The sequence below is a fragment of the Butyricicoccus sp. AF35-5AC genome, assembly GCF_003477715.1.
Lineage (GTDB): Bacteria > Bacillota > Clostridia > Oscillospirales > Butyricicoccaceae > Agathobaculum > Agathobaculum butyriciproducens.
The window spans coordinates 451,883-477,393 of the sequence record NZ_QUDX01000001.1; the positions used below are offsets into that span (position 1 = coordinate 451,883).

Below are 25,511 nucleotides of genomic sequence, written 5' to 3' on the forward strand. Positions count from 1 at the left end.
CCGTGTCGGGAAAACAGTGAGAAATCCCTCAGGTTTTGTACATTTTGCAAGAACTTGTAATTCAACTTGCAAAAAAAGCAAAATCACAGTTGACGAGAGGGTGGGTTTTGCGGTATGCTATAATCGAAAGACAATGGGGCAAAGGTTAAGAAATTTAACCGGCCCGGTTAGCATGCCGTGGCGAGGGACTCCGCGGTGCTTAAGGAGGAAATGATACAGATGAACTCATTGCTCACCAAATTCACCTTTACCGATGAATTGACCGATGTCATCGAGAACTGCAAGGGCGTAGTTGTTCCCACCAGCAAGGCGGAACTGTACGACATGGTATTCGGTCCGGAACATGCCGACGTGTACGACGTTGTATTCGATGTACCGGGCAAGGGTCAGATCAAGGAAGCTGACGTTGTACGCTGCAAGAACGGCGCATCCGTCAACTTTGCAGAGGATTACATGCGCCGCCGCGAGCCGGACTGCATGCGTATCGCAGACGACAAGCCGACCGACAAGAAGCGCTTTGCGGATGTGTACGGCTACAAGTTCGACAAGCTGCGCCGCGAGACCATGGACTGGTTCAAGACGCAGGAGCTGATCCTCATGCCGTTTAATTCCGGCGGCAACCAGTACGGCTACGGCTCCATGCTCGTATGCCCGAAGCAGTGCGCGTTCTTCGCATTCGCGCTGGCACATCTGCAGGGCTTTGTAAGCGCAGAGGAGACCGAGGGCTACAAGCCGCGTGCGATCATCTACGTTGCACCTCCGTTCCGTCACACCCACTTTGAGGGCAAGCAGGTTGTTGTTCACAACCGTCTGGATGACTGCCACGAGGTATTCTCCTACAACCTGTATCCGGGCCCGTCTGCCAAGAAGGGTGTTTACTCCGTACTGCTCGACATTGGCGAGCAGGAGGGCTGGACCACCTGCCATACTTCTGCAGGCCGTCTGATCACCCCGTACGAGAACGAGCTTGTCATCATGCACGAGGGCGCTTCCGGCGGCGGCAAGAGCGAGATGCTGCAGGACATCGCCCGCGAGCCGGACGGCGAGGTGCTGCTCTCTACCAACACGGTAACGGGCGAAAAGACCTACCTGCATATCAGCTCCACCTGCAAGATTGAGCCGGTGTGCGACGATATGGCTACCTGCTATCCGGGCGTGCAGAACAACTCCGGCAAGCTGGTACTCGTTGACGGTGAGGACGGCTGGTTCCTCCGCATGGACGGCGTAACCCACTACGGCTGCGATCCGGTTTACGAGCGCATCTGCACCGAGCCGAAGGAGCCGCTGTGCTTCTTCAACATGGAAGGCCATCCGGGTGCAACCCTGCTGATCTGGGAGCACACCCTGGATTCCAACGGCAAGCCGTGCTCCAACCCGCGTGCCATCGTGCCGCGCTGGGATGTTCCGAACATCGTCAAGGAGCCGGTAGAAGTAGACGTACGCTCTTTCGGCGTTCGTATGCCCCCCTCCACCCGCGATAACCCGAACTACGGCATCATGGGTATGCTGCATATCATTCCGCCGGCACTGGCTTGGCTGTGGCGTCTGATCGCACCGCGCGGCTTCAATAACCCGTCTATCGTAACCGGCAACGAGCTGAAGAGCGAGGGCGTTGGTTCCTACTGGCCGTTTGCAACCGGCAAGCGCGTAAAGCAGGCCAACCTGCTGCTGCACCAGATCGTGGACAGCCCGAACACCCGCTACGTCCTGATCCCGAACCAGCACATCGGCGTTTACAAGGTCGGCTTTGCGGCTGAGTGGATCTCCCGTGAGTATCTGGCACGCCACGGCGGCGCAAAGATCCGCCGCGAGCACCTCGAACCGGCACGCTGCCCGCTGCTCGGCTACGCGATGAAGGATCTGACCATCGACGGCCAGAAGATCCGCTCTAAGTTCCTGCGCGTTGATACGCAGGACCGCGTAGGCACCGACGGCTACGATGCAGGTGCAAAGATCCTGACCGACTTCTTCCGCAAGGAACTGGCGAAGTTCGATACGCCGGAGCTTGAGCCGCTCGGCAAGCAGATCATCGACTGCTTCATGAACGGCGGCACGCTGGAGGACTTCGAGAAGATCACTCCGACCGGCCTCTAATAGAACGTAAAAGAAAATCACCGAAACAAATCGTTTCGGTGATTTTTTCGTTTTCGGCACGGAATAGACGGGGAACATGAACCGCCTGCGCAGTTTGTGCGCCCCCGTGTAAAATTTACCGCAGAATAGTTAGCGGCTCTCGATTTGCAGAACGGTCAGCAAGTCACCTTCCACGGTGAATCTTACCTCAAATCCCGCAAACGGGAACCCGTACACGCGGCCCGGCTCATGCTGATACCCCGGCCTCGGGTCCTGCGCGAGCACGTTCAGCAGGGTTTGACGGCGCTCCTCGGGCAGCTTGTCGAGCAGCTGCGCCGGACACTCAACCCGCACAGCATCGGTCGTGAGCGCAAAGCCGCCGAGCGCCTCCGGATGCGAGTCCGTGTACGCGAGATACGGCTTGATGTCGAAAATCGGCGTGCCGTCCATCAGATCCGCGCCCGAAATGTGCAGCACCGGACCGTCCGGCGTGTTGGGCTCCACGCGGTCAAGGCGCACCGAGGATAGTCCGATCTCGTTCGGCCGGAACGGCGAGCGCGTCGCAAACACGCCGATGCGCTTGTTGCCGCCTAGCTTGGGCGGGCGCACGGTCGGTGACCAGCCGTCACGCACGGCTGCCGAAAACTGCCAGATGAGCCACAGGTGAGAGAAACCCTCGATGCCGCGCAGCGCATCTGCGTTGCGGTATTCCGGCTCGAATACAATGCGCGCCGGTACGTCTGCCAGTCCGCTCTGCCGCGGAATGCCGAATTTGGTGGGAAAATCGCTGTGTATCCGCGCAATAATATGCATTTCTACCGTCTGTGACATAAGAATTCTCCTTTGGGGTGATATATTCAGTATAGCACAGGAACTGTCAGGTGCAAAGCGGTGTTTTACAAAATGTTAATGCATTCCACCTCAAAACGCGCTATAATAGAATCAGATTAAACTGGGAAAGCAGGGGAGAACTATGCCCAAGAAGATATTGATCGTAGAGGACGAGGCCAACATCCGTGAGCTGCTGCGCCTGTATCTGGAGCGCGAAGGCTACACGGTGCTTGAAGCGGAAAACGGCGTGGAGGGCATCAAAAAGTGGAAGTCCGACAAGCCGGACATGCTGCTGCTCGACGTGATGATGCCGGTGATGGACGGCTGGGCGGTCTGCAGGGAGATCCGCGCGGAGAGCGATGTGCCGATCATCATGCTGACGGCCAAAGGCGAAACCGCAGACCGCGTTTCCGGTCTGGAGATGGGCGCGGACGACTACATCGTCAAGCCGCTCGAAATGCCGGAGGTCATTGCGCGCGTGCGTGCGGTATTTCGCCGCATGGCGCCGGATGATGCGCCCGAGAAGCTGTCGTTTGACAATTTGGTGATCGACAAGCAGGCGTACGATCTGGTCATCAAGGGCAAGCGCGTGGACGCACCGCCGAAGGAGATCGAGCTGCTGTACTTCCTCGCCTCCAGCCCGAACCGCGTGTTCACCCGCGCACAGCTGCTCGACGATGTCTGGGGCTTTGACTATTTCGGTGACACGAGAACGGTTGACGTACACGTCAAGCGTCTGCGCGAAAAGCTGGAGGGCGTTTCGGACAAGTGGGAGCTGAAAACCGTATGGGGTGTCGGCTACAAGTTTGAGACCAAGGAGTAAGCCATGGGCAGACGCAGTTTTTTCTTCAAGGACTATGTGGCCCACCTGATTTTGATCGTGTGCGCGTTTGCACTGGCCGGCGTGGTGTTCTGCTACCAGATGAGCAGCTACGCGCTACACGCCAAGCAGACCGAGCTGCGCACGACCGTGCAGAGCCTTGCCGAGCAGAGCAAGCTGCTCGAGGGTACGGACTCTGACGTGATCCGTCAGATTTACGTGCTGTCTATCGCGCGCGTGGCGAAGGAGGATGAGCTGACCGTGCTCATCACGGACGCGGACGGCAACATTGAAATGGGCGCCAAGCCGGACGGCACGACCTACACGCTGCCCGGCTATCATATCTCAAACGAAGTGGTCGCGGAGATGCACAAAAACGGCAGTTATGCGTCTGTCGGGTCACTCGGCGTGCTGAGTGAGTCCTCGTTTTACACGGTGGGCACCTGTGTCAAGGATGATAACGGCGATGCGGATTTGATGATCTTCGTCTCCACGCAGGACCCGAATTCGGCAGGCGTGGTGCGTCACTCGACGCAGACGCTCGTGCTCATCCTGCTGGTGACACTGGCGGTCATGCTGGTGATTTCGTTCATGATCTCTCAGCACGTCACGCGTCCGCTCAAGACGATTGCCGCCGCCGCTAAGGAATTCGCGGGCGGCAACTTCGATGTGCGCGTGCCCGAGGACAACCGCTGCTACGAGATTGACGAGCTGGCGGTCTCGTTCAACAACATGGCGCGCGACCTTGACCAGCTCGAGGAGCTGACCCGCGGCTTTATTTCCAACGTCAGCCACGAGTTCAAGACCCCGATGACGACCATCGGCGGCTTTGTGGACGGCATGATCGACGGCACGATTCCGCTCGACCAGCGCGACAAGTACCTGAAGATCATCGCGGAGGAGACCAAACGCCTGTCCCGCATGGTAAACCGCATGCTGGATGCCGCAAAAATTCAGTCCGGCGAGCTGATCCTCAGTCCGGCGCCGTTCGACTTTACCGAAATGACAGCGCAGATCCTGCTCTCGTTCGAGCAGAAGATTGAGAAAAAGAAGCTGGATGTGCAGTGCGATCTCGAGGAACGGCTGACCGTCATGGGTGACCGCGACCACCTGTACCGCGTGGTGTACAACCTGACTGATAACGCGGTAAAGTTCATCGAGGACGGCGGTACGCTGAGGCTGAAGGTCCATCAGGAGGGACAGCTGTGCGTGTTCGCCATCAGCAACACCGGTATCGGCATTTCGGCGGAGGATCTGCCGCATGTGTTCGACCGCTTCTACAAGACCGATCGTTCGCGCTCGATGGATAAGACCGGCGCAGGTCTCGGCCTGTATATTGTGAAGAACATCATCAACCTGCACGGCGGCGAGATCTCCGTCCGCTCGGGCGGCGGCGAAACCGAGTTTGAGTTCACCCTGCCGCTCGCACCGGAGCAGAATAAACCGAATAACGCCTAAATAACGACCTCCGTGTGCAGCAATGCACAGGGAGGTCGTTCTCTGTACGGACACAGATTCTTGATTGAGTGTTCAAAATTTATTCATATTGTTTTCAACAAACTACCACAAAGCAATTTTACAATAAAGGTACAAAAACGATAGGAGGTCAGTATCATGGACGACTTCAACATGAACAACAAAACACCGCTGAACAGCAGCGATCAGAATAACGAACAGCCGACCGCCGAAACCCGGAACACCGCACCGCAGAGCGAGCAGCCGATGCAGCAGCCGCAGGCAGAACAGCCTGCACAGGCACCGCAGAACGACCAGCCGCAGGCAGAACAGCCTGCACAGGCACCGCAGAACGATCAGTCGCAGGCAGAGGAGCCGCGCACGCCGTTCCAGACGCCGGTGCAGCATCCGGAGTTCCATCAGGCGCAGCAGCAGACCGGCTTCGGCGAGGTTCCGCCGATGAGCCAGAAGCCGCACACCCCGAAGAATAAAAAGCACAGCAGAGGCTTAGCGCTCGGTCTGTGCGGTGTAGCAGCTGCGTGCCTGCTGTTTGCAGGCGGCGCCGTTGTCGGTAATATGGCGTTCAGCGGCAATGCAAACAGCGATTCCGGCGCTTCGGCATCGACCTCGGATTCCGCGCCGACGCTGCAGATCAACAGCAAGCCGGAGTCGGATTCGAGCAACTCCTCGGACAACTACGATACCGCGGACGGCATGGCCGGTGAGGATATCTACAAAAAGGTCAATCCGTCGGTCGTTTCGGTTATCTCCACCACCTCTGAGGGCACGGGCAGCGGCTCGGGCGTCATCATGAGCAAGGACGGCTACATCATCACCAACAACCACGTTGTGGACGGCGCGCAGTCGGTTTCCGTACAGCTGAGCGACGGCACCTCTCTTGATGCCGAGATCATCGGCACGGATGAGCAGACCGACCTTGCGGTCATCAAGGTAACGCCGACAAGCGACCTGACCGCCGCAGAGTTCGGTGACTCGGATGAGCTGGAGCCGGGCGAGTATGCCTACGCGATCGGTTCTCCCGGCGGTGTACAGTTTGCGAACACCATCACCGGCGGCCGTATTTCCGCTATCAACCGCGATCTGACCGTCAATGACCGTGTTATGACGCTGATTCAGACCGATGCTTCCATCAACAACGGCAACTCCGGCGGCGCACTCATCAACAAGTACGGTCAGGTGGTCGGTATCACATCCGCTAAGCTGTCCGGCAATGCGTTCGGCAGCGCCACCGTTGAGGGCATGGGCTTTGCCATCCCGATCAACACCGCCAAGGATATTGTTGATGAGCTGATTCAGAACGGTTACGTTTCCGGCCGTCCGTCCATCGGTATCACCGGCCAGAACGTTGAGTCCGCGGACGGCAAGGTGTCCGGCGTGCAGGTATATTCCATTGATTCCCGCGCAAAGGCTGCAAGCGAGGGTTTGCAGGTCGGTGATGTCATCACCGCGGTTGACGGTACCCCGACCCCGGACATGGATAAGGTAAACGAACTCAAGCAGGATAAGAAGGCCGGCGACAAGCTGACGCTGAGCGTATACCGCATTTCGACCGGCAAGACGCTCAATATCACCATCACGCTGACCGATTCGCACGACCTCGAGGGCGATGACCCGAATGCCCAGACTCAGCAGCGCCAGAGCAGCCAGAGCGATAATTCGCAGCAGAATGACGGCTACGGCAGCTATCGGTTCTCCAGTCCGTTTGGTTCGTTCGGCTGGTAAATAATTGAGGATTGAAAATGGAGAATGGAGAATTGATGTAACGGTCAGCCATTCTCCATTTTTTCATTTCGAGAAATATAATAGAGCGGTTTTCCGTAGGGTGCGACAAGGTGAATTGCGGCAACGCCGCAAGAGAAGGTGCCCTGGGGTACGACCTCGGCGCACCGCATCTAACGATTGGCACAATCTATCTCGTAGGGGAGCACAGTGTGCTCCTACGCAACGTAAAATCGAACGTGTTGCGGGCGCACAATGTGCGCCCCTACGGTATACCATGTGCAGATGGTTTACACGGTGCGCCGAGGTCGGCGCACCCTACGGTAGAGCGTATGCAATACCCAAAACACTTCGAAACAACGGAAATGATTCCACAATAGCAACAAAACGCAGACCTATGATTTTAAGGTCTGCGTTTTGTTTTATTTAGATGCAGAAATGAAAAATGAAATCATTCTCCATTCTCCATTTTCAATTACTTGCCATACTGCTCCGCCAGCTGCTGGCTGATGAACTGTCTTGCGGTACGCGGCGAGCGACCATTGCGGCGCAGCGCGAAGCGCTCTGCAAGCAGGTGCAGCTCGTCGATATCAAGGTTCAGGTCGTTCTCCTTGGCCAGCTGCTCGACGATGTACAGATACTCGTCCTTATCCGGCACGGAGAAGGTGATCTCCAGACCGAAACGGTCGGACAGCGAGGTGACGGTCTCGAGGGTATCACGCACGCGCACCTCATCGCCCTGACGGTCAGCCATGCTCTCACGGATGAGATGACGGCGGTTGGAGGTTGCGTAAATGACCAGATTGGACGGCTTTCCGGCCAGACCGCCCTCGATAAATGCCTTGAGTGCGGCAAAGTTGTCGTCCTCGCTGCTGAAGGTCAGGTCGTCGAGGAACACGATGAAACGGAACGGCGAACGCAGGGTCTGCTCGAACAGCTTGGGGAAGTTGGTGATATGCCGCGGAGACATCTCGATGATCTTCAGGCCGCGGTCGGCGTACTCATTGGCAACCGCCTTGACGGTCGAGGACTTGCCGGTGCCCTTGTCGCCGTAGAGCAGGATGTTGTTGGCGTCGCGTCCGTCGAGGAAGGCAAGCGTGTTTTTAAGGATTTTCTGCTTCTGCATCTCGTAGCCGGGCAGGTCGTGCAGACGGATGGCATCGGGATGCACGATCGGGGTCGCCGAGCCGTCGTCCTGCATGGCAAACGCCGAGGACTGTGCGAAGAAGCCGTAGCCCTCCTCGCGGTAGTAATCGGCAAGTGCAGCACCGGTGGAGAACGGAAGCGAGTCCGCGGCCTCGAAGTCCGGCAGATCCTCGAGGGCAGGCTCGTAGAACTTGTCCGCTGCGGCGGACTTGAAGGCTTCGCCGTCGAGCGCGAGCAGAGCGTTCAGCACGTCCAGATCGTGGGTTGCGGCGTTGAGCACAGCCGCTTTCGGTGCGTTGATGGTATCGGTCAGGGTGTTGGTGTCAAAGTGCACGGCGTCGAGCACTGCCTGCGCGATATCGCCGCAGGAGAAGCGGGTCGCGCACAATGCGCCGTAGCGGTCGGCAAAGTCGGCGGCGGTGCTGTCGAGCGCGGTCAGCGTGTCGCCGTAGGCGCGCACCAGCGGATGGGAAAGCAGTCCGCGCAGCACGGAAAGCGCGCGCAGACGCAGGGAAAGGGCGGAAAGCTCCATTGTTTTCAACTCCAGTCAGGATTGTAGTTTATAACCTAATCAGCATAGCACACTTTTTCGCTCATTTCAACATAGTATGAGGGGAGAAACCTTAGGGCAACACCGCACAATTAAAGCTGCGGCTCCTTGCGCAGGCTCCGGTCGCGCTGCCGCGGCGCTTTGCGGAAATTTTGTGCCCTGACTTTGGCTTCGGTTCCTTGCGCGAGTTCCGTCCGCGCTGCCGAGATTTCACGGTAATACATCAAGTATTACCGCAAAACTGCGCCTCGTCAGTCCGCAAAATTTACTCACAAATCGCTTTTGTTCAATTATGCGGTATTGCCTTAGTTTCTCAGAATTGGGAGGGAGGAGTGCCCTTATGGGCGGTTATGCGCTGTTGATCTGCCGCAGTCAGACCGAGGCCATCGGCCTGCGGCGGCATTTGGCGCGGTTGGGTGTACCGGGAGAGGTCGCGCGCCCGCCGCGTCACGAACGAACCGAATCCTGCGGATGGGCGGTGCGCGTGAGCGCGCAGCAGGCGGACTGGGCTGTGCATCGGCTGCGTCAGCTTGGTGTGCCGCCGTGCCGTGTGCTGCGGGAGGACTGACATGATCTATCTGGATAATGCTGCCACCACCTTGTATAAGCCGCGGGCGGTCGAGCAGGCGGTTCGCCGTGCGATGTACGGCGCGGCAGGCTACGCACGAGGCAGCTACGCGGCAGCCAGTCGAGCGGGAGAGCTGGTGTACGCCTGCCGGGAGCAGGCAGCGGCGCTGTTCGGCGTGGGCGAGCCGGAGCGAGTCATTTTCACGCTGAACGCCACACATGCGCTGAATATTGCGGTAAATGCTCTGGTTGCGCCGGATTCCCGCGTCATTGTGAGCGGTTACGAGCACAATGCGGTCATGCGGCCGCTGACGGCTCGAAATATCGAGCCTACCGTGCTGGATACGCCGCTGTGGGACGGCGCGGCTATGGTTTCTGCGCTGAAACAGGCGCTGGAACACGGTGCCGACCTGATGATACTCAGCCACGTTTCCAACGTGTTCGGCAGCATTGCGCCGCTGGACGAAATCGCGGAATTGCTGACGGCGGCAGGAGTGCCGCTCATCCTGGATGCGTCGCAGTCGGCGGGCGTGGCAGAGATTGACGTAAAGCGCTATCCGTGTCTTGCGGCGGTGTGTATGCCCGGACACAAGGCGCTGTACGGACCGATGGGCACGGGCATTCTGCTGGCGCTCGACGACCGGATTGCCGCGAAGCCGCTGCTGACCGGAGGAACGGGCAGTCTGTCCGAGGAGATGCGCCAGCCGGATTTTCTGCCGGATGCGCTCGAGAGCGGCACGCCGAACGTGCCCGGCATCGCGGGTCTCGCGGCGGGCATCGCCTTTGTCCGGGCGGTCACGCCGGCGCACATTGCCGGGCAGGAGAGACGGCTGGTGCATGAGCTTGCCCGTGCGCTCTCCCGCGAAAGCAAAATCGAGTGTTTTGCCGGAAAGGAGCAGACCGGCGTGCTGTCCTTCCGCGTTCCCGGCACGCCGAGTGAGGTGCTCGCGGATATGCTCTCGGACGAGGGAGTGTGCACCCGGGCGGGGCTGCACTGTGCGCCGCTCGCGCACCGGACGGCGGGCACGGAGGACACCGGAACCGTGCGGCTGTCCCTGTCGTTCTACTCGACGGCGCGGCAGCTGGAGCAGGCCGCAGACAAAGTTTGCAGATTGGTAAAAAAACTGTGAACACGCTATACAGAAAGCCGGATTTGTGGTAGTATAAGTAAGGTAAAACATGGCTTTCTGTAAAGGTAACAGACTGCGGCTTGTCGAAAAGAAGTCTGTGCTTTACCGATTTGTTTTTTCTTCGCGCGTCAGCGCGCATAAAATAGAATTTGCTCAGCAAATTCATAAAAAACGGGAGCATGTATCGGCGCAGCGCGGCCAAGAAGCCGCGCAAGGATAGCGCTGGTTTTTATGCCCTGAGAGGGAGAAAGTTTCCGAATGGGAACTTTCGGACGACTTTGGAACGGCCCACGGTCCGTTCCTGTTGTCGGCCAAACCGTGGTTTGGCGACAGCCAAAAAATGAGGAGCAAGTTAGGATAGGTGACAAAATGGGAGCGCTGCAAAATGTATTCTCACCGAATTTATCATGGCGGACCATGATAAGTTCTTTTTTCAGTGCGTTTGATCAATTCCGCACAATGACGCCGATCGACGTGGTGGATATCCTCGTCGTGGCGTATATCATTTACCGTGTTATGAAGCTGCTGAAGGATACCAGCGCCGCACGACTGGCCAAGGGTATTCTTGTTCTGGTGCTTATCATGCTGTTCGCCAGCTTCCTGCATCTGACCATGATCTCGTGGCTGCTGCGCAACGCGCTCAGCGTCGGCGTATTCGCCGTTGTGGTCATTTTTCAGCCGGAGCTGCGCCGCCTGCTCGAGCAGCTCGGCAAGGGAAACCTCAGCCGCATGCTGATTCCGGATACCGACCCGAATGTGGTGGAGAGCATGATCGTTGCAACCGTTTCCGCGTGCGCGGATATGTCCAGGACCAAGACCGGCGCGCTCATCGTGTTCGAGCGCAAGGAGCGTCTCGGCGAGATCATCGCCACCGGCACGAGAGTGGACGCAGCACCGTCTGCCGAGCTGATCAAGAACATTTTCTTCAAGAACAGCCCGCTGCATGACGGCGCCATGATCGTCCGTGCCGGACGGGTGTGCGCTGCAGGCTGCGTGCTGCCGCTTTCCGGCAATCAGGGTCTGTCGCGCGACCTCGGCACGCGCCACCGCGCGGCTGTCGGCATGAGCGAGACCGCGGACAGCGTGCTCGTCGTCGTCTCCGAGGAGACCGGCGCGATCTCTGTCGCCATCGGCGGCATGCTCAAGCGCCATCTGTCGCCCGAAATTCTGCAGAAAATGCTCGAGAGCGAGCTGCTCGGCGATGAACTCAGGAACAGGAACGAAAAAAGCCGTATTGCCGCCATCCGCGACAAGTGGAAGGGAGGTGCCGGCAAGTGAAGAAGAATTTTATCAAAAAGCAGGATTTTCTGCTGAAGCTCCTGTCGCTGGCGCTGTCTATCGTTCTGTGGGCAGTTGTTATGGATATTGACAATCCTGAGCGCAACATGCGCTTTGACGATGTGCCGGTGCGCGTCATCGGTGCGTCGCAGCTGAAAGCATCGACCGGTCTGGAACTCATCGAGGGCGAGAACACAACGGTCACTGTCAGCCTGCGCGGTCAGAGCAAGAGCGTCGGCGAGGTCCGCGCCAGCCAGATCACCGCAACGGTGGATATCTCGGGTCTGACCGAGGCGAATGAATACGATCTTCCGGTCACCGTGTCGGTCAGCAAGTCCGGCGTGGAGACTAACTATGTCAATCCCGGCAAGGTGCACGTCCGCGTGGACCGCGTGGAGAGCAAGGATGTTCCGATCGAGGTCAATGTGACCGGCACACCGAGCGACGGCTACCGCGCAGGCAAGCCGACCGCGGCCACCAAAAAGGTCACCGTTTTCGGTCCGGCAACCGATCTGGCGCAGGTGGCCAAGGCGGTTGCAGCCGTGGATGTTACCGGCCGCAATTCCTCGCTGACCAACTACGAATGCAGGATAACCCTGTATGATCAGGACGGTGCGGCGTTCACCTCGAACTATATCACCAGCCAGACCGAAAAGATCAAGGTTTCGGTTCCGATCTACCGCGTCAACAAAATTCCGCTGACCGTTATCCTCAAGGACGGCGGCAGCCTGACGCAGAATCAGGTGCAGTGCGTCATCGACCCGGAGAACGTAGAGGTTATCGCAAGCGATCAGGCGGTGCTGAGCGACATCAAGGAGATCAACCTCGGTGAGATCGACCTCGGCAGCGTCCACACGGGCACGCCGATCTCCATGTCCATCAAGGATAAGCTGCCGAGCGGCGTTTCGCTTGTCAGTGGCCAGCCGGAAACGGCAAACGTCACCATCTCGGTGGACGGTGTTGCAACCCGCAAGGTGCAGGTCTCCAAGTTCGCGTGGAACGACACCGCGCAGGAGAATACGCCGTACACGGTCAACATCCTCACCAAGTCGGTCGAGATGGAGCTGCGCGGCAGTGAAAGCCAGCTGAAGAAGGTCGATGTGAATAACCTGTCCATCGGTCTGACCTACGATTCGGTATCGCTCGGCGTCGGCAGGCACACGGTCAAGGGCGTGGCTACGACCGTCGGTCTGCCGAGCGGCGTAACGCTCGTCGAGGAGGATATCGAGGTCGAGATTGAGATCACCGACCCGCATGCGTCGGATGAGACGATCACCTCGGATAAGACAGACAGCACAGACGATACGGACAGCACGGTCGCAGAGCCGACCGCGCACCGTACAAGAAAGGGCGGTGGCAGCCAGTGAGCCTGATGGTAACCGGCATCCGTCTGCCGTTTGATCTGCCGGAGCAGGCCGCCATTGCGGAGGCACGCCGGCTGACCGGTCTGACGGCAAACGACATACAAGCGGCGGTCTGCCGCGTCAGCATTGACGCGCGGCGCGGACAGATCAGCCGGGTATATTCGGTGCGTCTGGACGCGCCGTTCGACGAAAAGGCATTTGCGGAAAAACTGCAAATGCCCTTCGTGCGTTATAAACCCAATACGAAAATCGTCATTCCGCACGGCGAAAAGCGGCTCGAGCACCGTCCGGTGGTAGTCGGTCTCGGCCCTGCGGGACTGTTCGCCGCCTATGTGCTGGCAAAGCACGGCTACCGTCCGCTCGTGCTCGAGCGCGGCGGAGATCTGGACGAGCGCGACAAGGTTGTGGATGCGTTCTGGAAGGGCGGTGCGCTCGATACCGACTGCAATATCCAGTTCGGTGAGGGCGGCGCCGGCGCTTACTCGGACGGCAAGCTGACCACGCGCATCGGTGATCCGCTGTGCGACAACGTGCTGGAAATCCTTGCTGCGCACGGTGCTCCGGCGGATATCGTCAAAAAGGCGAAGCCGCACGTCGGCACGGATATCCTCAAGAATGTTGTGCGCGAAATGCGCCGCGAGATCATCAAAAACGGCGGTGAAGTGCGCTTCCGCACGCCGCTGACCGGCGTTTCGGTCAAAAACGGTGCGCTCTGCGCCGTCGAGGCGGACGGGCAGGACATCGCCTGCGAGCGGGCGGTGCTGGCCATCGGTCACTCGGCGCGCGACACCTTTGCCGCGCTGCACGGAAACGGCGTGTACTTTGAGCCGAAGGCGTTCTCGGTGGGCGTGCGCATCGAGCACCTGCAGACCGAGATCGACCGTGCTCTGTACGGAAAGGCGGCGGGACATCCCATGCTGCCGCCTGCGGAGTACAATCTCTCGCGCAGAGCCGACGGACGCGCGTGCTATTCCTTCTGCATGTGCCCGGGCGGCGTGGTCGTTGCGGCACAGAGCGAGGAGAACACGGTCGTCACCAACGGCATGAGCTATCATGCGCGCGACGGCAAAAACGCCAACGCGGCGCTTGCCGTGTCGGTTGACCCGAAGGACTACGATGACGGAACACCGTTCGGCGGCGTGGCGCTGCAGCGCCGGATCGAGCACGCGGCGTACACGCAGACCGGCTCGTACCGCGCGCCGTGCCAGAAGGTCGGGGATTTTCTGAACGGCAAGCCGACCCGAAAACTCGGTGCGGTCAAGCCCAGCTATCCCATCGGCGTGGAGCTTGGAGAGGCGGCAGCCTGCCTGCCGGACTTCGCGCAGACCATGCTGCGGGACAGCCTGCCGTATTTCGGCCGTAAAATTCGCGGCTATGACACGGCGGACGCGCTGCTGACCGGTCCGGAAACGCGGACCTCGTCTCCGGTGCGCATGACGCGCGGCGAGGACCTGTTCGGACTCGGCTGCAGCGGCATCATTCCGTGCGGCGAAGGCGCCGGATACGCGGGCGGCATTATGTCCGCCGCCGTGGACGGAATCAGAGCGGCATTTCGGATTATGGAAGAGTTTGCAGATTGAAAATGGAAAATGGAGAATGAATGTGCTTTGTGCATGACCATAATTTTCAATTCTCCATTCTCAATTTCCCATTACTGCAACTGGTTTTGAATAATAGAGAGGAAGATTTCAACGTGACCCAACAGGGAACCATCAAAAAGCTGCTGCCAAACGGTCTGGCAGAGGTCGAGGTAACGCGCCGCTCGGCGTGCGGCCATGACTGTGCCAAGTGCGGCGGCTGCGGCGGTCTGGAAACCCAGACACTTTACGTTACCGCGCGCAATCACGCGCATGCGTCCGTCGGCGACCGCGTGCTGCTCGAGGGCGAGACCAAGCAGGTGCTCGGCTTTGCCGTGCTCGTGTATCTGCTGCCGCTCGTGCTGTTTTTTGTCGGCTACGGCGTCGGTGCAGGAATGAAACTTGGCGGCGGACTGTCCGCGCTCATCGGCGGCGTGCTGTTCGTCGGCGGCATTCTGGCGGCGATGTGGTACAGCCATAAGCTGAAGCTCAGAAATGAAGCGCCGTTTGCCATCACAGAGCGGCTTTGATGCGGAATAGAGTCGGCGAAACCGTGGTTTCACGACAGGCAGTTTTAATTTTTTATGAATTTTCGCCAATTTTCTGTGTTCGCCCTTGTCAGATACGCAAAAGTTCGGTAAAATAGATTGAATACGAAAGTCCGTGCACACCGCACGGCGGGAAAGGGCTATGCGATGTTTGGCTTTATCCGTCCGGTGAAGGCCGAGCTGCGGGTGAAGGAGGCTGACCGTTTTCAGCAGGTTTACTGCGGCTTATGCCACGCGATCCGCGCAGAATACGGCAGATTTTACACCTTGTTTTTAAGCTACGATATGACGTTTTTTGCACTTGTTGCAGGAAGTGAGGAGGCGGAGACTGCTCCGCCGTGCAGAAAACGATGCGACGCTTCTCCGTTTCGGCGGAAAAGCTGTGCCGAGACAGACGATGCACTTCGTCTGGCGGCGGACGCGAGCATCCTGCTGACCTATCACAAGTTTCAGGATGATCTGGCGGACGAAAAGGGCGCGAAACGCGCGCTTGCGGCGCTGCTGTGCCGCCTCGGCCGCCGCGGCTACGAGAAGGCGCGCGCACGCATGCCCGAAGCGGATGAGGACATCCGGCAGGCGCTCGAGGATCTGCGCCGTCTGGAGGCGGAACGCTGCCCGTCCATGGACCGTGCGGCGGATACGTCCTCGCGCATGACAGCTGCCGTTGTGCCGCGCACCGGAGACACCCGCGAGCGTATTCTGCACCAGATGTTCTATCAGATCGGCAGGTGGATCTACCTTGTCGATGCGGTGCAGGACATTCAAAAGGATATGGAAGAGAACAGCTACAATCCGGTCATTCTGCGGTATGAACTGCAAACGCCGGACATCTCTGCGGTAAGGGAACCGCTCGAGCGCACGCTCGAACGCTCACTGGCGGATATCTGCATGGCATTTGACCTGCTGAGTCCCCGGAGAGATGCGGACCTGATCCGCAATATCATTTTTCTTGGTATGCCGACCGTTACCCGACAGGTACTGAACGGCACCTACCAGACGAACGAAGGAAGGGGCAAACATGGATCCCTATAAAGTGCTCGGTGTAACACCGCAAACAAGTGATGATGACGTCAAGCGCGCGTACCGTGAGCTGGCGCGCAAGTATCATCCGGATAACTATGTAAACAATCCGCTGGCAGATTTGGCCGAAACCCGCATGAAGGAGATCAACGAAGCGTACGACATGATCATGAACGAACGCAGAAATCCGGCGGGAGGCAGCAGCGGACAGCAGCAGAGCTATGGCGGCGCATACAACGGTCAGCAGTACGGCGGCTATCAGCAGCGCACCTACACCGGTGCGAATGCTGCGCTGTACAGTCAGGTGCGGCAGGCCATCAATCAGGGCAATCTCGGCATGGCGGAGGCGCTGCTGCAGCGTGCCGCAGGACGGGATGCGGAGTGGTTCTATCTGACCGGCACGGTATACTACCGCAAGGGCTGGTACGATGAGGCCGCCCGCGCGTACACGCAGGCGTGTCAGATGGACCCGAACAACGCGGAGTACCAGCACGCACTGCAGAACCTCCATCTGTCCGGCGGCTACGGCGGCTACCGGCCCATGCAGGAGACAAGCATGTGCGACTGCTGTGTGCAGACGCTCATCTGCAACTGCTGCCTGAACATGTGCTGCGGAGGAGGCGGCTGCTGATATGAGCACGCGCGAGATCGCCCGCGGCGGACTTCTGGCAGCGGCGGCCACGGCGTGGCTGTATTTCGGCGGCGTGATGCCGCAGATCGGACCGGCGGCCTGCCTGATGGCGGGTATCGCCTCGGCGATACCGCTGCTGCGCCGCGCGAACGTAAAAACGGCTGTGCTGCTGTACCTCGTCACCTCGGTACTGGGACTGCTGCTGACACCGCGCAAGCTGATCGCGGCGGCCTATGTGCTGCTGTTCGGCCTGTACCCGATCGTGAAATATCTGATCGAGTGCCGTCTGCCGGTCTTCACGCAGCTGAGCGGCAAGCTGGCGTATTTTAACATTGTGCTGGTGCTCGCGGCCGTTCTGGTAAGCTGCGGTCTGTTTCCGCAGGTGCAGATGCCGGGTATTTTCCGGCTTGCCGGACTGTGGATCGCGGCAAATATCGGCTTTATTGTATATGATATCGGGTTGTCAAAGGTGATCGCGCTGCTGCGCCGCACCCTGCCGCCCGAATAAGAAGGGAAAGAGATATCTATGAAGAGTATGACCGGCTACGGACGTGCCAAGCAGGAGCTGCACGGCAGAACCATCACAGCAGAGCTGCGTGCGGTCAACCACCGCTATCTGGACTGCACGGTAAAGGCTCCGCGTCAGTACGGCTTTCTGGATGATGCCGTGAAAAAGGCTGCCGCGGCGCGCATTGCACGCGGCAAGGTTGAGGTTTACATCGGCGTGGAGACGCAGGAGGGCGGCGACATTGCGGTTACGGTGAACCATGCGGTCGCGGAGCACTATCTGACGGCGCTGCATGAGCTGGCCGACAGGTACGGTCTGCGCGACGACGTGAGCGTGATGAGTCTGGCGAAGCTGCCGGACGTGCTCGGCTCCGAGCGTATTGAGCAGGACGCGGACGAGATGACCCGCGATGTGCTGTCCGTATTTGGCGAAGCCTGCGACAATTTCGACGAAATGCGTACCCGCGAGGGTGCTAAACTGGCTGAGGATGTGCGAAACCGCGCGTCCGAGATCGAGCGCATGGTCGGTGAGGTGGAGGTCCGCTCGCCGGAGCGCGTGCGCGAGTACCGCGAGAAGCTGCTCGCCCGCATGAAGGAGGTGCTGGCGGATACGTCCATCGACGAGACCCGCATCGTCACCGAGGCGGCCATTTACGCGGACAAGACCGCCGTGGACGAGGAGACCGTGCGTCTGCGCAGCCATCTGCAGCAGCTGGACGGCATGCTGAATGAGGTCAAGCCGGTCGGCCGCAAGCTGGATTTCCTTGTGCAGGAAATGAACCGCGAGACCAATACCATCGGCTCCAAGGCAAACGATGTGTCCATGGCGCAGATCGTGGTCAATATCAAGAGCGAAATTGAGAAGATCCGCGAACAGATTCAGAATATCGAGTAATTTACAGTATATCGAGGAGTGAGGTCAGCGATGAAGCTCATCAATATCGGATTTGGCAATATGGTCGCTTCGTCGCGGCTGATCGCCATTGTCAGCCCGGAATCCGCGCCGGTCAAGCGTACCGTGCAGGAGGCCCGCGACCGCGGCATGGTCGTGGACGGCACCTACGGCAGACGCACCCGCGCCGTGCTCATCATGGACAGCGACCATGTGGTGCTCAGTGCTCTGCAGCCGGAGACCGTTGCGGCTCGTTTTGCGGGCGAGACCGAGGAAGGAGAACCAGAAGATGCGTAAGGGAACGTTGTATGTATTCACCGGACCGTCCGGTGCAGGCAAGGGCACCGTGCTGTCCAGGCTGCTGAGCGAGGACGAGAAGCTGTTCTTCTCGATCTCCGCGACGACCCGTGCGCCGCGTCCGGGCGAAAAGGACGGCGTACAGTATTATTTCCTCACGAAAGAGGACTTTGAGGCGAAGATCGCCGCTAATGCGTTCCTCGAGCACGCGAAGTACGTTGATAACTACTACGGCACGCTGGAGGCTCCGGTGAACGAAAAGCTGGAGGAAGGCTGCGATGTTATCCTCGAGATCGAGGTGCAGGGCGCGATGCAGGTGCATGAAAAGCGTCCGGATGCCGTGATGGTGTTCATTGCGCCGCCGTCGTTCGAGGAGCTGGCCAACCGTCTGCGCGGACGCGGCACCGAGGACGAAGCCAAGGTGCAGAAGCGTCTGGAAACGGCGAAGGGCGAGCTTGCCCAGCAGGATAAATTCGATTACGTCGTCGTAAACGACACGGTGGAGCGTGCAGTAAACGAACTGCATGAAATCCTTAACAAGCGTCGATAAGCGACAGTATATAAACAGAAACTTTCATAAAATAAAACTATATCTGGTAAATAAGGAGAACTGATTACTATGCTGAACCCTTCTATGCAGGAACTGATGAAACGAGTAGGCAACCGCTATCTGCTGGTAAACCTGGCAGCACAGCGCGCCCGCGATATTGCCGATGAGTCGGAGGAAAAGGGCGAGCCGCTGCCGGACAAGGCTGTTAAGCTGGCGCTCGATGAGATCGCAGCCGGCAAGATCGTTTACCGTCCGGGTCCGCGTGTAGAGACTGCTATTCCGCAGAACAATGCCATTGCAGCCGCTATGGTTGATGTGGACGATACCCTTGATCTGGATGAGGACGAGGAGCACACCGACGCCGAGGATGACGAGGACAAGGATGAGAACGCGGACGAGGTGCGCCGCCTGAACGAGTTTGACGACGGCTCTCTGAGCGACGGCGACATTCCGGAGGAGGACCTCTAAGCCATGCGTTTTGCAGGGAAAACGGTTGTTCTGTGCGTGACGGGCGGCATTGCGGCCTATAAAGCTGCCGATCTCACCAGCAAGCTGCACCAGAACGGCGCGACTGTCCACGTGCTGATGACCGAGTCCGCGACTCAGTTTATCGCGCCGATGACGTTTGAAACACTGTCCGGCAACCGCGCGGTCGTGGATACGTTCGACCGCAGCTTTCCGTGGGAGGTGGAGCACATTTCGCTCGCGAAGGCCGCTGACGTGTTTGTTATCGCACCGGCGACCGCCAACGTCATCGCCAAGGCGGCGCACGGCATCGCGGACGACATGGTGACGACCACGCTGCTTGCCACCAAGGCGCCGGTCGTTGTCGCTCCCGCGATGAACACCGGCATGTATGACAATCCGGTGACGCAGGAGAATCTGGCTGCGCTGAGAAAGCGCGGCTTCCACATCATCGAGCCGGACGCAGGCCATCTTGCCTGCGGCGACAGCGGACGCGGCAAGCTGCCGGACACGCCGACGCTGCTCTGGGGCATTGAAAAGGCGCTGACCGAGCAGGATCTGGCAGGCAGGCACGTTCTTGTCACCGCCGGTCCGACACAGGAGGCTATGGATCCGGTTCGGTTCCTGTCCAATCACTCCACCGGCAAAATGGGCTACGCGATCGCGGCCCGCGCAGCCATGCGCGGCGCGGACGCAACGCTTGTTTCCGGACCGACCGCGCTCGATACGCCGCACGGTGTCACGCGCGTGGATATTGTTTCCGCGCGGGATATGTACGACGCGGTGACGAGCCGCGCACCCGAGCAGGATTTCATCATCAAGGCTGCCGCCGTCGGTGATTACCGTCCGGCGCAGACTGCGGATGAAAAGCTCAAAAAGGGTGACGGCGAGATGAATATCGAGCTGACCCGCAATCCGGATATCCTCGCCGCACTCGGCAAGGACAAAAAGCCGGGACAGCTGCTGTGCGGCTTTGCGATGGAGACGCAGAACCTTCTCGATAACGCCGAGAGCAAGCTGCGCCGCAAGAACTGCGATATGCTTGTAGCGAATTCGCTGCGCGATAAGGGCGCGGGCTTCGGCACGGATACCAATGTGGCTACCTTGCTGTTCAAGGACGGCCATCGGGAAACCCCGCCGATGATGAGCAAAGAGGCGCTTGCCGACCTGATTCTTGACCGACTGCTCTCTATGAAATAATTAGTAGTTAGTAATTAGGAATTAGTAATTATGCGAAGGCAGATGTTTTCGCAATTATCGTAGGGTGCGACGACCTCGGCGCACCGTATCTAACGATTGGCACAATCTTCACCGTAGGGGCGGTCATTGGCCGCCCACGCCCATTTAACGATAATGTGGGAGGTCACTGACCTCCCCTACGGGCTACATAATGCCAATGAATTTACATGCGGTGCGCCGAGTCGTCGCACCCTACAGTATAACGAAATCCACATCGTAAAATTGATAAGAAAGATGAGAAAGGTCGTGAACCCATGGCGGAAAAAATCTGTGCGGCCGCTGTGGATGCAGCGACCTACGCCATCGACAAGCTATACTCTTACCGTGTGCCGGACGAGCTGCGGGAACAGGTGCAGATCGGCACCCGCGTTCTCGTGCCGTTCGGCTTTGGCAATAAACGGGCGGAAGCGGTGGTGCTCGCCTTCCGCGAGGATGCGGGCGAGTTCAAACTCAAGCCCATCGTGGAGGTGCTGGACGAAACGCCGATTCTGACCGCCGAGCAGCTGAGACTCGCGGCGTGGATGCGGGAGAGATTGTACTGCACCTACTTCGACTGCGTACACGCCATGCTGCCCGCCGGATTGTGGTTCAAGCGAAACGAGACGTACACGCTCGCGCCGGACGCGGATTTGGCGGCTCTGCGGGAGCGGGACGGCGAAGACGGTCAGGTGCTGGCGCTGTTTGAGCAGCCGGGACAGACGCTCTCGGTGAGCGAGATACGCGACCGGCTCGGCAAAGGCGCGGGACAGACGCTAGACGCGCTGGCAGGCGAGGGAATCCTCATCTACCACAGCAATACGGCGCAGAAAACCGGTGATAAGACCGAAAAAATGCTCCGTTTGGATATGGAAGCAAGTGAAGCCATGTCGCACATCAGCCGCCGCAGTCCGGCGCGGATGGACGTGGTGTCGCTGCTGTCGGACGGCGGTGCGATGAGCCAGAAGGAAATCGTCTACATGACCGGCGTGAGCGACGCCGCGCTGCGCGACATGACGAAAAAGGGCATCCTCCGCGCGGAATACGAGGAAGTGCTGCGCGCACCGGACTTTTCCGAGGTGCCGCGCGCCGCGGCTCCGGTGCTTTCGGCGGCGCAGCAGCAGGCGTATGACGGCATGGCGGCGCTCATGGACGAAAACGCGCCTCGTGCGGCGCTGCTGTTCGGCGTGACCGGCAGCGGCAAGACGCAGGTGTACCTGCAGCTGATCGCGCACGCGCTCGAGCAGGGCAAAAGCGCCATCGTGCTCGTGCCCGAGATCGGACTGACACCGCAGCTTCTGCGGCAGTTTGCGGCTCGATTTGGCGAAGAAGTCGCGGTTCTGCACTCGGCGCTGTCCGCCGGTGAGCGGTACGACAGCTTCAAGAAGATAAAAACCGGCAGAGCAAGGGTGGTCATCGGCACACGCTCGGCGGTGTTCGCGCCCGCGAAAAACCTCGGCGTTATCATCATCGACGAGGAGCAGGACGCGGCGTACCGCTCGGAGCAGTCGCCGCGCTACCATGCGCGGGATGTGGCAAAGTACCGCGCGGCGCAGACGAACGCGCTGCTCGTGCTCGGCTCGGCAACGCCGTCGGTCGAGACGTATTACGGCGCAAAACAGGGAAAATACCCGGTTTTCACGCTCACCGAGCGGTTTCTCGGTGCCGGACTGCCCGAGGTCATCATCTCGGACATGCGCGGTCTGGTCCGCGAGGGACGGAGCGGCATCATCGGGCCTGACCTCGAGCGCGAACTGATCAGCACGCTCGAAAAGGGCAAGCAGGCCATCCTGTTCCTCAACCGGCGCGGAAACAGCCGCGTGATCGGCTGCGGCGTGTGCGGCTGGGTGCCCGAGTGCCCGTCCTGCTCGACCACCATGACCTACCATTCGGTTTCCGGCCGCGCGATGTGCCATTACTGCGGCGCATCTGTCAAGATAACCGGCAAGTGCCCGCAGTGCGGCAGCACGAGCCTGTTCACCGAAACGCCCGGCACGCAGAAGCTGGAGGAGGAGCTGCACGAGCGGTTCCCGTCCGCGCGGGTGCTCCGCATGGACGCGGACACCATGACCGCTAAGGGTGCACACGAACGCCTGCTGAATCAATTCGGCAAAGGCGAAGCCGATATCCTTATCGGCACGCAGATGGTGACCAAGGGACTGGATTTTGAAAACGTCACGCTGGTCGGTGTGCTGGACGCGGACCAGAGCCTGTATGCGCAGGACTACCGCGCACATGAGCGCACGTTTTCGCTCATCACGCAGGTGGTCGGTCGCGCCGGACGGCGATTTGACACCGGACGCGCCGTGATCCAGACGTACAGCCCGCTGCATCCGGTCATCCTGACCGCCGCGCGGCAGGACTACGAGGCGTTCTACGAGAGCGAAATGCAGACGCGCGAAGCGCTTCGGTGCCCGCCCGTGTGCGATATCACCATGATAACCGCCGTCGGTGAACTGGAGCAGCAGGTGCTCAGCAGCCTGCTCGCGCTCAAAACGCGCCTGCAGAGCCTGATGGAAGGGCAGTTTGCCGATGTGAAAGCGCCCGTGCTCGGCCCCGCTGCGGCGCAGATGGTCAAGGTGATGGGACGGTATCGCTACCACCTCACCATCCGTGCGAAGGACTGTGCAAGATGGCGCAGGCTCATCTCGGGCGTGCTGCGGGAGTTTATGCAGGACGGTAAAAACCGGGGCGTTACCGTGTTCGCGGATTCCAATAATGAAATGTAGCAGTAATTGAGACCCCGGCAAAGAAGGTTAATTCAATGAGCAAATTTGTAATTCGCAAGGCAACAGAAAACGATGCAGAATCGCTTTTGAAGATTTATGAGCCTTACATAACGAATACAACCATCACGTTTGAATATGATGTGCCGACGGCTGAGGCGTTTGCGGACCGTATCCGCGAAACGGCGGCTGCGTTTCCGTATCTCGTCTGCGAGCGTGACGGCGTTATCATGGGTTACGCCTACGCGCACCGCATTCGTGAGCGCGCGGCGTACGACTGGGATGCGGAGCTGTCCATCTATCTGGCACAGGGCACCCACGGACATGGTGTGGGCACGACCGTGCTGGCGTGCCTGATCGACCTGCTCGAGCTGCAGGGGCTGCGCCACCTGTACAGCTGCGTGACCCTGCCGAACGAAAAAAGCATTCGCATGCAGCGCAGACTGGGTTTCGAGGACGCAGGCGTGTGGCACGACTCCGGCTGGAAGTTTGACGGCTGGCACGATGTGGCATGGCTGGAAAAGCATATCGGCAGCGGAAAACCGCAGCCGGTGACGCCGTTTCCGGCACTCAATGAGAAAAATATACAGGAATGTTTACAAAAATACATGGATAAGCTGAATCAAGTGGAGGAATAAAACAATGGCACTGAGAAAGATTTTGACCGAGGGCGACGAGCAGCTGCTCAAGCACAGCCGCAAGGTAGAGAAGTTTGACGACCGTCTGCACACGCTGATCGACGATATGCGCGAAACGCTCGAGAACTCCGGCGGCGTTGGTCTGGCGGCACCGCAGGTCGGCATTCTGCGCCGCGTTGTTGTGCTGCTGGATGTGAACAAGGAGCCGGAGGAGATGGTCGAGCTGGTAAACCCGGAAGTCATCGAGCAGAAAGGCTCCGAGCGCGTTGTCGAGGGCTGCCTGTCCGTGCCGGGCGTTTACGGCTATGTGACCCGTCCGACCTGGGCGAAGATTCGCGCACAGGACCGTTTTGGCAACTGGTTCGAGCGCGAAGGCGAGGGCATTGTAGCGCAGTGCTTCTGCCACGAGACCGAGCATCTGGACGGCCATCTGTTCACCGAGAAGGTCGAGGAGTATATCGACCCGGAGGCAATGCAGGGTGGTGACGAGGAATAATGCGTATCGTATTCATGGGCACGCCGGACTTCGCCGTGCCGAGCCTGCAGGCGCTCATCGACGCCGGACATGACGTCTGCGCCGTGTACACGCAGCCGGATAAGCCGCAGGGCCGCAAGCAGATTCTCACTGCACCGCCGGTGAAAACGCTCGCACTCGAGCATGATATTCCGGTTTTCCAGCCGAATACCCTCAAAAATGAGGACGAGCAGGCGCGTCTGCGCGAGCTTGCACCGGAAGTCATTATTGTTGTCGCGTACGGCAAGCTGCTGCCGAAGGCGGTACTCGACATCCCGCCGCACGGCTGCATCAACGTGCACGGTTCGCTGCTGCCGCGCTGGCGCGGCGCCGCTCCGATCCAGTGGGCGGTCATCGCGGGCGATGAAATGGCAGGCGTTACCACCATGCAGATGGCGGAAGGTCTGGACACCGGCGATATGCTGCTCACCTATGAGACCAAGGTCGGTGAGAAGGAGACCGCAGGCGAACTTTTTGACCGTCTGGCACAGTCCGGTGCGGAACTTTTGACCGAAACTCTCGTCAAACTGAATGACATCATACCGCGCTCGCAGGACGATGCGCAGAGCTGCTACGCCCATATGCTGGATAAGCAGATGGCGGTGATCGACTGGAGCAAGTCCGCACATGAAATCGACTGCCTGATCCGCGGACTGAATCCGTGGCCGATCGCGCTGACTACGCTTTCCGGTGAAAGGCTGAAGGTGTTTGCCGCCGAAAAGGCAAACGGCAGGGGAGAGCCGGGCACGGTGCTCGAAGCCGACCCGAAAAAGGGTCTGACCGTGGCGTGCGGAGAGGGCGCGCTGGGACTGACCGAGATTCAGCTCGTCGGCGGCAAACGCATGAAGGCGACGGACTTTCTGCGTGGGCACGCAATCGAAGTCGGCACTAAGCTGGGAGACGAATGAAAAAGCGTGAGGAGTGAAGAACGGAGAGGACGTAAGCTCCAATCTCCAATTCTCCACTCCGGTATGGAG

Annotated in this window: 24 protein-coding genes; 22 read left to right on the top strand and 2 right to left on the bottom strand. The window is 59.2% G+C overall.

Annotation, left to right across the window (positions count from 1 at the left end; all coding sequences use genetic code 11):
- Positions 1–219 precede the first annotated feature (219 nt).
- On the top strand, positions 220–2,094 hold the full coding sequence (locus tag DWZ82_RS02115) for a DUF4914 family protein (RefSeq protein ID WP_118478388.1): 1,875 nt from the start codon (positions 220–222) through the stop codon (positions 2,092–2,094).
- A gap of 129 nt (positions 2,095–2,223) precedes the next feature.
- On the opposite strand, the gene tsaA is transcribed toward DWZ82_RS02115, so the two are convergent.
- On the bottom strand, positions 2,224–2,904 hold the full coding sequence (tsaA, locus tag DWZ82_RS02120) for a tRNA (N6-threonylcarbamoyladenosine(37)-N6)-methyltransferase TrmO (RefSeq protein WP_118478390.1): 681 nt from the start codon (positions 2,902–2,904) through the stop codon (positions 2,224–2,226).
- Between the two features lie 142 nt (positions 2,905–3,046).
- On the opposite strand from tsaA, the gene DWZ82_RS02125 reads away from it, so the two are divergent.
- The 3 genes from DWZ82_RS02125 (at position 3,047) to DWZ82_RS02135 (ending at position 6,922) form a co-directional block, all read left to right on the top strand.
- Positions 3,047–3,727: a response regulator transcription factor gene (locus DWZ82_RS02125; RefSeq protein WP_110435133.1), complete on the top strand. Its 681-nt coding sequence runs from the start codon at positions 3,047–3,049 to the stop codon at positions 3,725–3,727.
- Positions 3,728–3,730: 3 nt separating this feature from the next.
- Positions 3,731–5,182, top strand: a complete 1,452-nt coding sequence (locus DWZ82_RS02130) for a sensor histidine kinase (RefSeq protein ID WP_118478392.1) — start codon at positions 3,731–3,733, stop codon at positions 5,180–5,182.
- A 156-nt stretch (positions 5,183–5,338) separates the two neighbouring features.
- A complete protein-coding gene (locus tag DWZ82_RS02135) occupies positions 5,339–6,922 on the top strand; it encodes a trypsin-like peptidase domain-containing protein (protein ID WP_118478394.1) in 1,584 nt (527 codons plus the stop codon).
- A gap of 472 nt (positions 6,923–7,394) precedes the next feature.
- Here DWZ82_RS02135 and DWZ82_RS02140 read toward each other — a convergent pair whose 3' ends face one another.
- Positions 7,395–8,597, bottom strand: a complete 1,203-nt coding sequence (locus tag DWZ82_RS02140; RefSeq protein WP_118478396.1) for an ATP-binding protein — start codon at positions 8,595–8,597, stop codon at positions 7,395–7,397.
- 376 nt (positions 8,598–8,973) lie between these two features.
- Between DWZ82_RS02140 and DWZ82_RS02145 the strand changes: the two genes are divergently transcribed.
- The 18 genes from DWZ82_RS02145 (at position 8,974) to fmt (ending at position 25,442) form a co-directional block, all read left to right on the top strand.
- Complete coding sequence (locus DWZ82_RS02145) at positions 8,974–9,183, top strand: putative Se/S carrier-like protein (RefSeq protein WP_158575054.1); 210 nt, start codon at positions 8,974–8,976, stop codon at positions 9,181–9,183.
- 1 nt (position 9,184) lies between these two features.
- A complete protein-coding gene (locus DWZ82_RS02150) occupies positions 9,185–10,312 on the top strand; it encodes an aminotransferase class V-fold PLP-dependent enzyme (protein ID WP_118478400.1) in 1,128 nt (375 codons plus the stop codon).
- Positions 10,313–10,729: 417 nt separating this feature from the next.
- Complete coding sequence (cdaA, locus tag DWZ82_RS02155) at positions 10,730–11,590, top strand: diadenylate cyclase CdaA (protein ID WP_118360835.1); 861 nt, start codon at positions 10,730–10,732, stop codon at positions 11,588–11,590.
- Positions 11,587–12,957: a CdaR family protein gene (locus tag DWZ82_RS02160; protein WP_118478402.1), complete on the top strand. Its 1,371-nt coding sequence runs from the start codon at positions 11,587–11,589 to the stop codon at positions 12,955–12,957. The genes cdaA and DWZ82_RS02160 overlap by 4 nt, the downstream gene beginning before the upstream one ends.
- Positions 12,958–12,962: 5 nt before the next feature.
- A complete protein-coding gene (locus DWZ82_RS02165) occupies positions 12,963–14,534 on the top strand; it encodes an NAD(P)/FAD-dependent oxidoreductase (protein WP_243022874.1) in 1,572 nt (523 codons plus the stop codon).
- Positions 14,535–14,647: 113 nt separating this feature from the next.
- The gene (locus DWZ82_RS02170; protein ID WP_158574681.1) at positions 14,648–15,061 is read left to right on the top strand and encodes a SoxR reducing system RseC family protein; all 414 of its coding nucleotides are present in this window, start codon (positions 14,648–14,650) and stop codon (positions 15,059–15,061) included.
- A 117-nt stretch (positions 15,062–15,178) separates the two neighbouring features.
- Complete coding sequence (locus DWZ82_RS02175) at positions 15,179–16,111, top strand: DUF5685 family protein (RefSeq protein ID WP_147356899.1); 933 nt, start codon at positions 15,179–15,181, stop codon at positions 16,109–16,111.
- Positions 16,098–16,730, top strand: a complete 633-nt coding sequence (locus DWZ82_RS02180) for a J domain-containing protein (protein WP_110435122.1) — start codon at positions 16,098–16,100, stop codon at positions 16,728–16,730. Before DWZ82_RS02175 ends, DWZ82_RS02180 begins: the two co-directional genes overlap by 14 nt.
- A 1-nt stretch (position 16,731) precedes the next feature.
- Positions 16,732–17,238: a hypothetical protein gene (locus DWZ82_RS02185; RefSeq protein ID WP_118478410.1), complete on the top strand. Its 507-nt coding sequence runs from the start codon at positions 16,732–16,734 to the stop codon at positions 17,236–17,238.
- Positions 17,239–17,256: 18 nt separating this feature from the next.
- Complete coding sequence (locus DWZ82_RS02190; RefSeq protein ID WP_118478412.1) at positions 17,257–18,132, top strand: YicC/YloC family endoribonuclease; 876 nt, start codon at positions 17,257–17,259, stop codon at positions 18,130–18,132.
- Between the two features lie 30 nt (positions 18,133–18,162).
- A complete protein-coding gene (locus tag DWZ82_RS02195) occupies positions 18,163–18,426 on the top strand; it encodes a DUF370 domain-containing protein (protein ID WP_110435119.1) in 264 nt (87 codons plus the stop codon).
- Positions 18,419–18,976 (top strand): guanylate kinase, encoded by a 558-nt coding sequence (gene gmk, locus DWZ82_RS02200; RefSeq protein ID WP_118478414.1) that lies wholly within the window; start codon positions 18,419–18,421, stop codon positions 18,974–18,976. Before DWZ82_RS02195 ends, gmk begins: the two co-directional genes overlap by 8 nt.
- A gap of 69 nt (positions 18,977–19,045) precedes the next feature.
- A complete protein-coding gene (rpoZ, locus tag DWZ82_RS02205) occupies positions 19,046–19,444 on the top strand; it encodes a DNA-directed RNA polymerase subunit omega (protein WP_118478416.1) in 399 nt (132 codons plus the stop codon).
- 3 nt (positions 19,445–19,447) lie between these two features.
- Positions 19,448–20,641, top strand: coding sequence for a bifunctional phosphopantothenoylcysteine decarboxylase/phosphopantothenate--cysteine ligase CoaBC (gene coaBC, locus DWZ82_RS02210; RefSeq protein WP_117751696.1), 1,194 nt, complete (start codon positions 19,448–19,450; stop codon positions 20,639–20,641).
- 293 nt (positions 20,642–20,934) lie between these two features.
- Positions 20,935–23,385, top strand: coding sequence for a replication restart helicase PriA (priA, locus tag DWZ82_RS02215; protein WP_118478418.1), 2,451 nt, complete (start codon positions 20,935–20,937; stop codon positions 23,383–23,385).
- Positions 23,386–23,420: 35 nt separating this feature from the next.
- Positions 23,421–24,020 (top strand): GNAT family N-acetyltransferase, encoded by a 600-nt coding sequence (locus DWZ82_RS02220; RefSeq protein ID WP_118478420.1) that lies wholly within the window; start codon positions 23,421–23,423, stop codon positions 24,018–24,020.
- Between the two features lie 4 nt (positions 24,021–24,024).
- Positions 24,025–24,516, top strand: a complete 492-nt coding sequence (gene def / locus DWZ82_RS02225) for a peptide deformylase (protein ID WP_116704623.1) — start codon at positions 24,025–24,027, stop codon at positions 24,514–24,516.
- Positions 24,516–25,442 (top strand): methionyl-tRNA formyltransferase, encoded by a 927-nt coding sequence (gene fmt / locus DWZ82_RS02230; protein ID WP_118478422.1) that lies wholly within the window; start codon positions 24,516–24,518, stop codon positions 25,440–25,442. Before def ends, fmt begins: the two co-directional genes overlap by 1 nt.
- Positions 25,443–25,511 lie beyond the last annotated feature (69 nt).

Coding starts and splice junctions, on each gene's coding strand:
- DWZ82_RS02115 (WP_118478388.1), top strand. CDS start 220: ATGAACTCATTGCTCACCAAATTCACCTTTACCGATGAATTGACCGAT.
- tsaA (WP_118478390.1), bottom strand. CDS start 2,904: ATGTCACAGACGGTAGAAATGCATATTATTGCGCGGATACACAGCGAT.
- DWZ82_RS02125 (WP_110435133.1), top strand. CDS start 3,047: ATGCCCAAGAAGATATTGATCGTAGAGGACGAGGCCAACATCCGTGAG.
- DWZ82_RS02130 (WP_118478392.1), top strand. CDS start 3,731: ATGGGCAGACGCAGTTTTTTCTTCAAGGACTATGTGGCCCACCTGATT.
- DWZ82_RS02135 (WP_118478394.1), top strand. CDS start 5,339: ATGGACGACTTCAACATGAACAACAAAACACCGCTGAACAGCAGCGAT.
- DWZ82_RS02140 (WP_118478396.1), bottom strand. CDS start 8,597: ATGGAGCTTTCCGCCCTTTCCCTGCGTCTGCGCGCGCTTTCCGTGCTG.
- DWZ82_RS02150 (WP_118478400.1), top strand. CDS start 9,185: ATGATCTATCTGGATAATGCTGCCACCACCTTGTATAAGCCGCGGGCG.
- cdaA (WP_118360835.1), top strand. CDS start 10,730: ATGATAAGTTCTTTTTTCAGTGCGTTTGATCAATTCCGCACAATGACG.
- DWZ82_RS02165 (WP_243022874.1), top strand. CDS start 12,963: ATGGTAACCGGCATCCGTCTGCCGTTTGATCTGCCGGAGCAGGCCGCC.
- DWZ82_RS02180 (WP_110435122.1), top strand. CDS start 16,098: ATGGATCCCTATAAAGTGCTCGGTGTAACACCGCAAACAAGTGATGAT.
- DWZ82_RS02185 (WP_118478410.1), top strand. CDS start 16,732: ATGAGCACGCGCGAGATCGCCCGCGGCGGACTTCTGGCAGCGGCGGCC.
- DWZ82_RS02190 (WP_118478412.1), top strand. CDS start 17,257: ATGAAGAGTATGACCGGCTACGGACGTGCCAAGCAGGAGCTGCACGGC.
- DWZ82_RS02195 (WP_110435119.1), top strand. CDS start 18,163: ATGAAGCTCATCAATATCGGATTTGGCAATATGGTCGCTTCGTCGCGG.
- gmk (WP_118478414.1), top strand. CDS start 18,419: ATGCGTAAGGGAACGTTGTATGTATTCACCGGACCGTCCGGTGCAGGC.
- rpoZ (WP_118478416.1), top strand. CDS start 19,046: ATGCTGAACCCTTCTATGCAGGAACTGATGAAACGAGTAGGCAACCGC.
- coaBC (WP_117751696.1), top strand. CDS start 19,448: ATGCGTTTTGCAGGGAAAACGGTTGTTCTGTGCGTGACGGGCGGCATT.
- priA (WP_118478418.1), top strand. CDS start 20,935: ATGGCGGAAAAAATCTGTGCGGCCGCTGTGGATGCAGCGACCTACGCC.
- DWZ82_RS02220 (WP_118478420.1), top strand. CDS start 23,421: ATGAGCAAATTTGTAATTCGCAAGGCAACAGAAAACGATGCAGAATCG.
- def (WP_116704623.1), top strand. CDS start 24,025: ATGGCACTGAGAAAGATTTTGACCGAGGGCGACGAGCAGCTGCTCAAG.
- fmt (WP_118478422.1), top strand. CDS start 24,516: ATGCGTATCGTATTCATGGGCACGCCGGACTTCGCCGTGCCGAGCCTG.